Annotated in this window: 16 protein-coding genes; 12 read left to right on the forward strand and 4 right to left on the reverse strand. The window is 37.8% G+C overall.

All coding sequences use genetic code 11. From position 1 onward, the window contains the following. The first annotated feature begins 36 nt into the window (after window positions 1–36). A complete protein-coding gene (locus AC07YT_RS08245) occupies window positions 37–2,088 on the forward strand; it encodes a TonB-dependent receptor (protein WP_086545062.1) in 2,052 nt (683 codons plus the stop codon). A 52-nt stretch (window positions 2,089–2,140) separates the two neighbouring features. Here AC07YT_RS08245 and AC07YT_RS08250 read toward each other — a convergent pair whose 3' ends face one another. Then, window positions 2,141–2,488, reverse strand: coding sequence for a single-stranded DNA-binding protein (locus AC07YT_RS08250; protein WP_086545061.1), 348 nt, complete (start codon window positions 2,486–2,488; stop codon window positions 2,141–2,143). Between the two features lie 239 nt (window positions 2,489–2,727). Here AC07YT_RS08250 and AC07YT_RS08255 point away from each other — a divergent pair, with 239 nt between their 5' ends. The 5 genes from AC07YT_RS08255 (at window position 2,728) to AC07YT_RS08275 (ending at window position 5,760) form a co-directional block, all read left to right on the forward strand. Next, window positions 2,728–3,093 carry a hypothetical protein gene (locus tag AC07YT_RS08255; protein WP_086545060.1) on the forward strand — a complete coding sequence of 122 codons (366 nt, stop codon included), beginning with the start codon at window positions 2,728–2,730 and terminating at the stop codon, window positions 3,091–3,093. 359 nt (window positions 3,094–3,452) lie between these two features. Further along, window positions 3,453–3,989, forward strand: a complete 537-nt coding sequence (locus tag AC07YT_RS08260) for a MepB family protein (RefSeq protein ID WP_086545059.1) — start codon at window positions 3,453–3,455, stop codon at window positions 3,987–3,989. A gap of 92 nt (window positions 3,990–4,081) precedes the next feature. Then, window positions 4,082–4,921, forward strand: a complete 840-nt coding sequence (locus tag AC07YT_RS08265; RefSeq protein WP_086545058.1) for a methylated-DNA--[protein]-cysteine S-methyltransferase — start codon at window positions 4,082–4,084, stop codon at window positions 4,919–4,921. Between the two features lie 6 nt (window positions 4,922–4,927). Then, window positions 4,928–5,176 carry an Ada metal-binding domain-containing protein gene (locus AC07YT_RS08270; protein WP_086545057.1) on the forward strand — a complete coding sequence of 83 codons (249 nt, stop codon included), beginning with the start codon at window positions 4,928–4,930 and terminating at the stop codon, window positions 5,174–5,176. Continuing rightward, on the forward strand, window positions 5,152–5,760 hold the full coding sequence (locus tag AC07YT_RS08275; protein ID WP_086545056.1) for an alpha-ketoglutarate-dependent dioxygenase AlkB family protein: 609 nt from the start codon (window positions 5,152–5,154) through the stop codon (window positions 5,758–5,760). The genes AC07YT_RS08270 and AC07YT_RS08275 overlap by 25 nt, the downstream gene beginning before the upstream one ends. 84 nt (window positions 5,761–5,844) lie before the next feature. On the opposite strand, the gene AC07YT_RS08280 is transcribed toward AC07YT_RS08275, so the two are convergent. Both AC07YT_RS08280 and AC07YT_RS08285 read right to left on the reverse strand, forming a co-directional pair. Beyond that, window positions 5,845–6,588: a hypothetical protein gene (locus tag AC07YT_RS08280; RefSeq protein WP_086545055.1), complete on the reverse strand. Its 744-nt coding sequence runs from the start codon at window positions 6,586–6,588 to the stop codon at window positions 5,845–5,847. 34 nt (window positions 6,589–6,622) lie between these two features. Further along, complete coding sequence (locus tag AC07YT_RS08285) at window positions 6,623–7,411, reverse strand: hypothetical protein (protein WP_086545054.1); 789 nt, start codon at window positions 7,409–7,411, stop codon at window positions 6,623–6,625. A 209-nt stretch (window positions 7,412–7,620) separates the two neighbouring features. On the opposite strand from AC07YT_RS08285, the gene AC07YT_RS08290 reads away from it, so the two are divergent. From AC07YT_RS08290 to AC07YT_RS08315, 6 genes are all read left to right on the forward strand, one after another. Continuing rightward, complete coding sequence (locus tag AC07YT_RS08290; protein WP_086545053.1) at window positions 7,621–8,091, forward strand: response regulator transcription factor; 471 nt, start codon at window positions 7,621–7,623, stop codon at window positions 8,089–8,091. A gap of 203 nt (window positions 8,092–8,294) precedes the next feature. Continuing rightward, on the forward strand, window positions 8,295–8,843 hold the full coding sequence (locus AC07YT_RS08295) for a DUF4199 domain-containing protein (protein WP_086545052.1): 549 nt from the start codon (window positions 8,295–8,297) through the stop codon (window positions 8,841–8,843). Between the two features lie 102 nt (window positions 8,844–8,945). Further along, window positions 8,946–9,446, forward strand: a complete 501-nt coding sequence (locus AC07YT_RS08300) for a DinB family protein (protein WP_086545051.1) — start codon at window positions 8,946–8,948, stop codon at window positions 9,444–9,446. 46 nt (window positions 9,447–9,492) lie between these two features. Then, window positions 9,493–10,023: a GNAT family N-acetyltransferase gene (locus tag AC07YT_RS08305; RefSeq protein ID WP_086545050.1), complete on the forward strand. Its 531-nt coding sequence runs from the start codon at window positions 9,493–9,495 to the stop codon at window positions 10,021–10,023. Window positions 10,024–10,094: 71 nt separating this feature from the next. Beyond that, complete coding sequence (locus AC07YT_RS08310) at window positions 10,095–10,493, forward strand: META domain-containing protein (RefSeq protein ID WP_494945271.1); 399 nt, start codon at window positions 10,095–10,097, stop codon at window positions 10,491–10,493. A gap of 75 nt (window positions 10,494–10,568) precedes the next feature. After that, on the forward strand, window positions 10,569–11,492 hold the full coding sequence (locus tag AC07YT_RS08315) for a YihY/virulence factor BrkB family protein (RefSeq protein WP_086545048.1): 924 nt from the start codon (window positions 10,569–10,571) through the stop codon (window positions 11,490–11,492). A 151-nt stretch (window positions 11,493–11,643) separates the two neighbouring features. Here the strand turns inward: AC07YT_RS08315 and AC07YT_RS08320 are convergent, their stop codons facing one another. Beyond that, the gene (locus tag AC07YT_RS08320; protein ID WP_086545047.1) at window positions 11,644–12,234 is read right to left on the reverse strand and encodes a porin family protein; all 591 of its coding nucleotides are present in this window, start codon (window positions 12,232–12,234) and stop codon (window positions 11,644–11,646) included. Window positions 12,235–12,238: the final 4 nt, after the last annotated feature.

A 12,238-nucleotide genomic window follows, 5' to 3' on the forward strand; every position in this document is an offset into this window, starting at 1 on the left:
GCCGATTTGTGGCTAAACTATTAATCCCTTTCCCCTTTGAAATCGAACTTTACCTTACTGTTTATCCTTCTTTCACTTACTGGCTTTGCGCAGGTCCTTAAACCTGATTCCGTAAAAAAACTTGAAGAAGTTACCGTTAAAGGTTATTACAATTCGCATTCTTTATTAAGATCGGTATCAGCTGTAAATTTGATTGACAGCAATTTAATCGCAAATCAGCAGAGCAGCTCCTTAGTGAGCACTTTAAATATTGTTCCTGGTGTAAGAATGGAAGAACGTTCGCCAGGTAGCTATCGCCTATCGCTCCGTGGGAGCTTATTACGCTCTCCTTTTGGCATCCGAAATATTAAAATTTACATTGATGATTTCCCACTAACTGATGCAGGTGGAAATACCTACCTCAATGCCTTAGACGTTTCTGCAGTAGGTATGATGGAAATTTACAAGGGGCCTGAAGCCAGTATTTTTGGTGCAAACACAGGCGGTGCGATTTTGATTAATCCGCCCGCCATGAATCACAATGAAATTAATATTTCAGCGATTGGAGGTTCCTATGGTCTCTTTCATCAAACAGCATCCATCAAACAGCAATATAAAAAGTACAGTTTCAGTTTTAGCGAAGCCTATCAGCGAAGTGACGGATATCGGCAAAACAGTGCAATGGACAGAAAGTATTTTCAAACTTTGCAGCAATGGAATTATAGCAATGCAGGCAGTTTAAAGGCTTTTGCTTTTTACAGCGATTTAAATTACGAAACACCAGGTGGATTAACGGCTGCACAATTAGATCAGGATCCTAAACTGGCCCGTCCGGCAACAGCAACCTTACCTGGAGCCATTTCGCAGCAAGCTGCCATTTACAATAAAACCATTTTCGGGGGAATAGCTAATTCCTATCAGATTAACAGGCAGTTAAAACATGTTATTGCTTTATTCACCTCTTATACCGACTTCAAGAACCCCTTTATAACCAATTACGAAAAGCGCTACGAAAGTACGCTCGGGTTCAGAACATTTTTAGAATATGCGCAGGCCAAAGAAAACATTAAATTTAATGCGCAAATTGGGTTAGAAAGCGCTGCCACCAAAAGTCAGATTAAAAACTTTAATAATAATGGCGGTGAAGCTACTGCCATGCAAGCTTCAGATCGCTTAAAAGCCAGTCAGGATTTTGCTTACATCAGGTTAAACTTCGATATCACCAATAAATTCCTGATCGAACTTGCTTCAAGTTTAAACTTTTTTGGCTACAACTATGAAAGTTACTTCCCTGCAGTCATTGCGACAAAAGAGCGTAAATTTAATACGCAGTTTATGCCAAAGGCTGCGCTATCTTACTTAATTTCAAATGATCTATCGATTAGGGCCTCGGTAAGTAAAGGTTATTCGACACCTACTATCGCAGAGGTAAGATCGTCTGATAATAACATCAATAATAACCTTCAGGCTGAGTCAGGCTGGAATTATGAACTGGGCTTAAGGTATAAAACAGCGGATAACCGTTTTTATGCCAACGGGAATGTATTCCATTATCAGTTAAAAAATGCCATTGTAAGAAGGCTAAATCAAAATGACACTGAATATTTCATCAATGCAGGCGGGACAAAACAAGAAGGCATAGAACTGGAAACAGCCTTATGGATTATCAAAAACAATAATTCATGGTTAACCGGATTACAACTCAGGAGCAATTATACCTGGAGCCAATTTAAATTTGAAGATTTTGTAAGCGGCACTAACAATTATGCGGGTAATCAGCTTACCGGTGTTCCAAAAAATATCTGGGTGAATAGTCTCGAATTTAACTTCTGGAAAGAATTTTACCTCTTTGCCCAGCACAACTATACCTCAGCTATTCCGCTAAATGATGCCAATACCGCTTTTTCTAAAAGATACCATCTGCTGGAAGTAAAAGCTGGAATAAAAAACCTAAGGTTAGGTAACACTCGCCTTGATTTATTTGCAGGTTTAAACAATCTCTTAAATGTTAATTACAGTTTGGGCAACGATTTAAACGCCGCAAATGGACGGTATTTTAACCCGGCTGCAGGAATTAATTTTTACACAGGCTTATCTATTAAATTGTAATTTTAAATCGCATCACATAAATCAAATTTACATGATGCGATTTTTTCGTAAGCTAAAAGGCAGCTTGTTTTTCATTTTCCCTAATTACTACATCACCAACTACGATTTCTACGGCATAACGTTTTTTCCCGTCCTTACCATCATAATTATTTGCCTGTAATCTGCCTTCTACAGTTAATCCTGTACCTTTTTTAATCTGGGCTTCGGCCAAATCTGCTTTTGCGTTCCAAAAAATTAAATTAAACCATTGTACTTTTTTAACTTCTTCACCCGCAGCATTTTTGTAGGTTTCATTTATCGCAAGGTTAACCCTCGCTAATTTTTGATTTCCAAAAGTCTTTACATCTGCATCTGCTCCGGCAAATCCGCTCAATACTACTTTGTTAACTGCACTTTCCATGATCTTTAAATTTTAAGTTTCTAAATGTTTAACGAACAGCGGTCACCACGACAACTGACAGAACAAAATTGCCACGAGAATCAAAAATTAGTCGGATTGTAAACATTTATAGTCGTTTATAAACGTTTATACACGGAAAACATGCGTTTAAAGCCTCTAGGAGATGTTTTATATTTTTTTTATTCCATCGTTTTATTTTATAAATTAGGTCATCATCCCATAATAAAAAAGAAATTATTATGGAACGTTTATGTTTAGACTGCGGAACCCTGATTAGAGGAAGGGCCGATAAAAAATACTGCGACGACGCTTGTCGCAACAATTACAACAATCGTTTAAAGGTTGAAGACAATCTTGTGATCAAACGGGTAAATAGCATATTAAAAAAGAATCGTGCGATACTTGCTGGTCTGAATCCGACTGGAAAAACCAAGATTACCCGTAAAAAGCTAATTACGGCAGGCTTTAATTTTGAATACCATACCTATAGTTATGAAACCCATAATGGGAACACCTACATTTTCTGCTATGAATATGGTTATCTGATTTTAAACGATGACAGATACTTGTTGGTAAAAAGGGAAGAAAAGCTTTGGCTAGTCTAATTTAAAACACTTTCGCTTACTCGTGCCTATCCCGCAAATTTCGCAGAAAAGCGTTGATTTGTAATTTACGTCGCGCAATCTGTGCGATCAGGTGGAAAATGAATAGCCATTACACAATTCATTGATCAGATTTAATCACCCAAAATTTGCAGAAGGCTAAGCATATGATTTTTTTATTCAGGAGGAGATGGTTAGCTTTATCAGCTTATGATAAACGATAACAACAAGCATTTAAACCCATCATCGGGAGATCGATCGAAGGACAATAATGCCAGATTTGTTAATAACACTAAAAGTTATTGAGATAAAAAGTCTTTATTTTCGCCCAATTTCTTTCGCCTCCTATTTTACCAGTCAATATGCCTCCAAAAGAAAGTGCCATAAACCAATTACCATCGATATTACTAACGGCATCCAATTTAGTTTATAGTCCTTTGGGTTATCAAATAAATAACTTACAATTAGAAAATGAAAGTCAGGCATATGCAGCCTGTGCCTTTGAATTAAACGGTTTAAAAATCAGACACCGCCTTTCGAAAATCACCCCAACTAAAACCGGACAATTTGTAACCATATGGAAGCGCAATGAAGCAGGCATTACAACACCTTTTAACGATCAGGATGAATTCGACCTGTTAATAATATCAGCGAAAAGCGCTGGCCAAGCTGGCCAGTTTATTTTTCCAAAAACCATATTGGTAGCACATAAAATGATTACCAAAAATGGAGTAGAAGGTAAAAGCGGGATTAGGGTTTACCCTCCCTGGGATACGCCAACAAATAAACAGGCCGAAAAAACCCAGCAATGGCAGGTACCATATTTTATTGAGATAGACCTCAATGGAAATACCGATCTTGCGAGGGCGAAAAAATTAATTGGAAATGAAATTAAATAAACCGGGTTTTAAAATCACGGTTAAACTTAGCAAGTTTCGGGTAGTTTACCTTTTCTTTCCAAACTACTTTTGGATATAAATTATTCAAGATCATGAAAGCACAAGAAGAAATCAATTTCAACCGGATAGCAGAAGCCATAAACTACATCAAGGCGAATTTTAAAACACAGCCTGGTTTAGAAGAAATTGCAGAGAAAGTAAATTTAAGCCCCTTTCATTTCCAAAGATTATTTAGCGAATGGGCAGGCACTACGCCCAAACGTTTTTTGCAATACATTAGCATTGGTTATGCCAAAGAAATGCTGAAAGAAAACCAAAGTTTATTCGATACCGCATTAGAAACCGGCCTATCAGGAACCAGCAGACTGCACGATCTTTTTGTAAACATCGAAGGGATGACACCTGGAGAATATAAAAACGGCGGTGAAAACCTTCATATCAATTATAGTTTTGCAGAAAGTCCGTTCGGCAACATTATCGTAGCCAGCACTTCAAAAGGAATCTGCCATATCGCTTTTTACGATGATGAAAAGATTGCTTTAGCAAATCTGCAACGCCAATTCCCATCCGCTCAATATCAGCAGATACTGGATAAAGAACAGCAAAATGCGTTATACATTTTCAGTCACGACTGGAGCAAACTGCACCAGATTAAACTACATTTAAAAGGGACGGATTTCCAGTTAAAAGTTTGGGAAGCCTTGCTAAAAATACCTATGGGTAAATTGGCCACCTATGGCAACATTGCCAAACAATTGCATAATCCTAATGCATCCAGAGCGGTAGGTACGGCCATTGGCGATAATCCCGTAGCCTTTCTCATTCCCTGCCACCGGGTTATACAATCAAGCGGTGCATTGGGCGGTTACCATTGGGGGCTAAACCGAAAAACGGCCATGATTGGTTGGGAAGCAGCAAAAACAAATGTTTAGCCCTGTATGATCAAACATGTCGATATTTCAACGGAAGAACTAAAAAAGTATTTGAGAAGCAAAGCTATTTGCCTAGGCGGAAATGCCAGATTGAAGATTTACGGGTTACTTAAATGCAGCTCGGGAAAACGGATGAAGAAAGAAAACCGTGTATTTTTCCGTTCTGTAGAAGAAGTACTTCAACATGGCTACCGCCCCTGCGGGCATTGCTTAAAAACAGCATACAAACAATGGATTTATTCAACACCACAATAGATATTAATCAAAATCTGCTCCCATATGGCGGCACCGTAAATTACTATGGCAAATTATTCACAATATCAGAAGCCGATCATTATTTCGAGGCGCTGATGAGTACCATTGAATGGAAGAATGACGAAGCTTTTATTATGGGCAAACACATTATTACCAAAAGAAAAGTAGCCTGGTATGGAGATGAAGCCTATTCCTATACCTACTCCAATAAATCGAAAATGGCCTTACCATGGACAAAGGAATTACTGGATTTAAAAAAAATCTCAGAGGAGCAAACAGGTACTACTTTTAACTCTTGTTTGCTTAATTTATACCACAACGGTGATGAAGGAATGGCCTACCATAGCGATGATGAAAAGGCTTTAGCAAAAGATTCGGCCATTGCATCACTCAGTTTCGGTGCCGAGCGAAGATTTCTTTTCAAACACAAACAAACTAAAGAAACCGTAACCTTATTTTTAGAAAATGGAAGTTTATTGGTGATGAAAGATGAAACGCAAACGAACTGGCTGCACCGCCTTCCGCCAACGAAAAAAGTAAGTAAACCAAGGATAAACCTCACCTTTAGAACAATGGTAGTTTAGTCCTGGCGATTAAAACCACTTAAAACTTTAACGACCTTAAGGACACCATGACTTGTGTATTCATAAACCAATTTTATTGCAAGCTTATATTTTTTGCAATTGAGGCTTTACTTTATCATAAAATTCTTGAAACACTTTATTATCAGCATAAGTCATACCGGGGAATCCACAACTCTCGAAGCAAATTCTCAAATAGTTGATAAATGTTGTCTCATTAGGTTCATTTAAAAACTGACTATCAATACTTTTCCCCTTATTTAACTGCAAAGCATATGGTGCTCCCCCACTAACGTTATCCTTATGAAGATCATCAGCCGAAAGATCCAGAAAAGCAAAACCAAAATCGTCATCTTGAATATATTCTTCCATTTCTTCCAACCAATATTTATTGGTTACCTGTGAAACACAATCTGTTAAAGGGGCTATCTGGATAGCATCTGACATCTCCCATAGAATGTTTGGATCTCTTTGATAATTCCATGCAAAATTGCAGGAACCTACAATCTGATAGAACATTTTCATTGATATCGGTAACTTTCCGATTGGCTCAATGTTTCGCTCCAATATATCAAGTAGCTCGTCTGTATCTGAGAATGGCTTTAATAATGCTTCGTCATTTCCCGATTTATCTTTCCAGAAAACGTAATCAATATTTTTAAGTTCTTGGTAGATAATCTCAAGATTGAACCTAACCCTTTGAAAGGTTTCAATCAATACTTTTTCAACGTCAGCATAATAACTAGGAGAAAATGCCTCTTCTCCTAGTTTTTCAATGTCTGTATAAACACGATGCGTTTCTCCATTTTTGTACCTGTTGTAAAAGCTCATTGTTATCTGTTCTTAAGATACTATGGCAGTTAGATTAGTGGTTAAACTCTTTAATATCTACAATGCGGTCGTCATCAGCACCTTTCTTTAAAAAAGAAGTACCATTTGCATTTACTACCCAGGTATAATCTCTTTGAATATTTCCAACAAGGGTTTCAGGTTCATTGATTAATGCTGCTGGTAATGGCAGGTTAAAAGTTTCGCCTGTTGCCGTATTTACCTGGTACAAAGAATTAGCGGTTAAAAAGGCTAATGTTGTTTTATCGCTGGAATACATAAAAAATTTCCCCTGGATACGTTCATCAGGATTTTGTCTTTTAACCGGATAAACCCTCGAATTGATCGTTGTGATAAAGAAATCGTTATTAACCAAAATATTGCTACGGGTTAATTCCTCTAAGCCATTTGTATATTTTTTATCTTCAGCACCTTTTGATGGCTTGTTCAGACTTACCACTTCGGTTTTTCCATCATTAACAGCAATGATATAAAACGGCGCCATTTTTCCGGTTTCGTTTGCTACCTGAACCAATACGGCAGTTTTTTGTGTATTGATGAATGATGCAACAATAAATTTCTGTGCAGCAGCATTTGGCGCGTCATCAACAATAATCGTGGTATCCTTGTATTGAATAGCGAAACGATCGGCTGTAGTCACAGCACCTGAATCTGTTTTTACGATAGTCAGGACATTTTTCTTCGATTTCGGAAAAACATTAAAATCGTCAGTTGCAGCAAATGTTCTGGCTTTGTAGGTTTTTTCTGATTTACCGCAGCCAAATAAAACAACGGAAAGTAAGAGTGCATAAAGCGTAATTTTCATGAGTATAGCTATTTATATATTTTTCGCTAATTTATAATCTTTATTGCTTTTCTGTTATCAAAGTCACCAGAAAATTACCGCATCAATTGAAAAAAATAATTCAAAATGAATCAGTTGCATTTTAACTTCTGCAGCTCGGCTTTGCTATGATAAGATTAGACGTTCGTCTTCTGGCAAAATTCCTTATTTTTGATTAAAGGATTATCCCCATGGCAGGCATTTCGAATTTTCTGGTTAAAAACAAAAGCATTATCCTTTATGGCGTTTTTTTGGCTGTTTTACTTTTTTTATTAAAGTGGCTTGAGCTTCGTTTTATCATTATTAACCATGCCTTCGAAATTTATGCGGGTTCAATAGCAGTTATTTTTACTGCTTTGGGTATATGGCTGGCGCTTAAATTAACCAAACCTAAAACCATATTAATTGAAAAGGAGATTTTTACCGAACGGGGAACATTTATCCTTAACGAAAAAGAACTCATCAGGCTTAATATCAGTAAAAGAGAATTAGAAGTTTTACAATTGATGGCAGCAGGATTGAGCAACCAGGAAATTGCATTAAAGTTATTCGTTTCGCTAAATACCATCAAAACACACAATGCCAGGCTTTTCGAAAAACTAGAAGTAAAGCGCAGAACACAAGCCATAGAAATGGCTAAAAAACTCAGCATCATCCCTTAAACAACTCGTACTTAAGTATTAAAATAGCGCTATTTTTTAAAAATCACCCTAAAGTATGAGGGTTAAAACAAATAATGGGAGCAATTTTGTGGTCTAATCTCTTAATTATAAACAAATGAAACCATCATGAGCAAACGCTCACAGACAGACATGAATAGTACTCATGATAGCTTCATTACAATTAAAAAACAAACTATATACTGATGAAAAAGAACGTAATTGTATTCGGATTGATCGCTGGCTTAATTGTCTCTGTTTTAATGGTACTTTCTATGGCCAGATGTTACAGCGACCCGAGCCTGGAACACAGCATGCTTATCGGCTACGCTTCTATGGTGCTGGCCTTCTCCTTTATTTTTGTGGGCATCAAAAACTACCGTGATAAGTATAACGATGGCCTGATCACTTTTGGTAAAGCTTTTAAAATCGGATTATACATCAGCCTGATCGCCTCCACCATTTACGTTTTGGTATGGCTGGTTGATTATTATGTATTTATGCCAGATTTTATGGATAGATATGTTGCTCAGGCCATGAGAGAAGCTAAAGCCAGTGGTGCATCGGCAGCAAAACTTGCTGAAAAAGCCAAAGAGCTTGCGGTTAATCAAAAATTGTATAAAAATCCGGTAATGGTTATTTTGTTTACCTACCTGGAAATTTTACCTGTTGGTATATTGGTTTCATTAATCGCCGCATTCATTCTGAAAAGAAAACCGAACACGCCACTTGCGGCAAGTCCTTTTCAATCTTAAAGGTTGAAAAATAGGTAGATCTGCGTTTTTTTAAAACCAAAAGACGCTTTAGCTTATTTACTAAGTAACATTTTGTTTCGCGGTCATTAGAAAAATAAAACGATGATAGTTAAATCTCTTTTAGGTGAATTTCTTCATGAGGTAGAAAGCACCCGCAAACTTTTAAAAGCAATACCCAACAGTGCCTTAGATTTTAAACCCTCTGCGCACTCGTGGACTACAGCCCAGCTGGCCACGCACATTGCCGAAATTTACGATTGGTACCCGGGTACTTTCCATGGCAATGAGTTTAATATGGATACCTACCAGCGCGACGAAGTCGACACCAGCAATATCGACAACATTATTGGCAAATTTGAACGTGCTTTTGGCCGGGCAAAAGAAAGTATCGAATCGGCAACCGACGAAAGCATGTTCGAAGACTGGAAGATGACCGCCGGAGGCAAAACTGTTCTCGAACCCATGCCGAGGATTCAGGTCGTGCGGGGCTTTTTAATGAACCACATCTACCACCACCGTGGTGAAATGATTGTTTATTTACGTGCTACCGGAAATAAAGTGCCCAGTATATATGGACCAATTTACGAAGATAGCCTAAAGTAAAATTGGCAAATTATCCTAATTTTGAAGGATAAGACCAAAACTGGCCATGAAGATTTTTGCTGAAACGGAACGTTTAATTTTGCGCGAATTAATACCGGCAGATGCCGAAGGTATGTTTGAAATGGATGGTGACCCCGAGGTGCATCTTTATCTGGGCAATAAACCGTTAAAATCTATCGCACAGAGTATAGCCGATATCGAATTTATCAGAAAACAATACACAGAAAATGGCATTGGCAGATGGGCGGTAATTGAAAAAGCAACAGGTAATTTTGTGGGTTGGTCGGGCTTAAAATTGATTAAAGAATTTACCAATAACCATATTGATTACTACGATCTGGGTTATCGGTTTAGCAAACGTTTTTGGGGAAAAGGTTATGCTACAGAGACTGCGATCGCGGCAAGAGACTATGGTTTTAATGAACTCAATCTCTATGAGATTTTTGGTATAGCAGATATCAGAAACCTCGGTTCTATCCATGTTTTGGAAAAAGTTGGTTTAAAGAAGATCAATCTTTTCGATTACGATGGCATAAAACACCATTGGATGAAGATGGAGAAATCAGTTTCGCTTTAATCAAAAGGCAATTTTTTCTTTTTATGGTTTAGTTTTTGATGCTACAAAGGAAATCATTTAAACCTCGTATTATGAAACACCTTATCTTCTGCGGAATGCTGATCTTATTATTGAGTTCTTGTAAAGAAAAATTAGATCCGGCAAGCTTTACCAATACCAAATGGGAGTTAAGCGAACTACCTGGCTTAACTTTGCCCACAGCTGCAAAAGCAACGCTAAACTTTGCTGATAGTTTGAGGATCAGCGGAAAATCGTTCTGTAACAACTATGGCGGACAGGGAGAAATTGCAGATAATAAAATAACCGTTAAAAATGTTTTCGGCACAAAAATGTTCTGTCAGGAAACTGATGCTGCAGAACGCGCCTATTTACATGCCCTTAATCAGGTGAATAGCGCAAAAATAACTGATAATAAGCTATATCTGTTAAATGGCGATAAAACCTTGCTGGTTTTCACCAAAACAAACTAGAATCTTTACACGCATAAAAAAGGCTGAATAAAGTATTTTTACTATTTTCGGCCTTTTGAGTTTAACGCAGGAGTGATGCCATCGATAACAGAAGATCTGAAGTTTTTTTTCTCAACCATAAGAAAAGCATTTAATTTATTTCAGCAGAATGATCCCTTACGTCTGGCCGGTGCTACTGCTTTTTTCACCAATTTCGCCTTACCCCCAATATTAATTATCCTGATCAGGCTTTTCGGGATGTTTACCGATCGAAGATTATTGGCTACCCACCTCTTCGAACGTTTGGCCAGTATTCTCGACAATGAGAGTATTTTACAGATCAGAACGACCTTAAGAAACATTCGCGGTATCGATCAGGCCTGGTACGTTACCTTGTTTAGTTTTATTTTTTTCCTTTTTGTAGCCACCACCCTGTTCAATGTGATTAAAAACTCGCTGGAGCAGATCTGGAATATAGGCCAAAAAGATAAAAAAGGAATCATCAATACGCTTAAATCGAGAGCCATATCGGTTACCATCATCTTATTGGCGGGGATATTATTTTTTATCGGTTTACTGGCCGATAGTGTGCAGGCTTATATTGGTGCCTATTTAAAAAATGGCGCACCATCTTTCGGCCTGGTGTTAACTTCCATCATTAATCAGTTTGTATTTGTGCTGATTGTAACCACCTGGTTTACCATCCTTTTCAGGTATTTAACCAATGGACGGCCTACCTGGCGGGCAGCAATTTCAGGAGGTTTGTTAACCGGATGCCTTTTTACCGCAGGAAAGTATATTTTAAGGATTTTATTGCCATTGAGTAACATCAGTAATATTTACGGATCGGCCGGATCGATTATCGTAATTATGCTTTTTGTATTTTACTCTTCATTGATATTTTATTTCGGCGCCTCATTTATTAAGGCATTGAGCGTGGGCAGGGCCACACCTATTATACCAAAAAACGGATCGTTTGCCTACGAGCTCACAGAGGTTGAATTGGAAAAAGAGGAATAAAAAGAAAGGCAGATAAATTTAATTCATCTGCCTCTTCTTTATTGAGTTCGCTTAATTATAATCGTCTTGCTGAACTTGGTTCAGCATCTTTTTAATCTAAAGACCCTGAAATGAATTCAGGGTGACGTATCCTGGGAATAATCAACTAAGATTACAAAATCCTATAACCTAAGCCCACTGTAAATATGTTTAACTTAGTACCAGGATAACCTGATTTATTGATTTTTGATAAACCCAGTTCGTAACGTGCATCAAAACTTAATTTTTTAAGGTCTAAACCTGCACCAAACTGCCAGGCCATAGCTTGATTTTTAAAGTCGGCTTTGAAAACACTTCCTGCAGCCTGACCAAAACTCTGGTTTTCATCTAATATTAGCGAAAACATCGGTCCGGTATTTAAACGAAGTCCAATGCCGGCAGCACCAAACTTGGTACCCACCAATAAAGGCACGTCTAAACTTGTAAAACGCACTTTATTTACCTCACCCGTTGACTCACTTACTAAATCTGCTTTTTTCCCCGACACATAAAGCTCCGGCTGAAAGTAAACCCCTGCTGCACCTACCCTGGCCCAAAGACCACCATAAAAGCCTGCACGGTTATTACTGTTAAAAGTGTTTTCACTATCAAATTTCGAAAAATTTGCACCAGCTTTAATGCCTAGCTGGAAAGATGGCAGTACCTGTGCGCTGGCAAATAAACCAACAAGCAAAAAGGCAACGGTTAAAGATAAAAATTTCATATGC

It is taken from the genome of Pedobacter sp. GW460-11-11-14-TSB4, assembly GCF_059423705.1.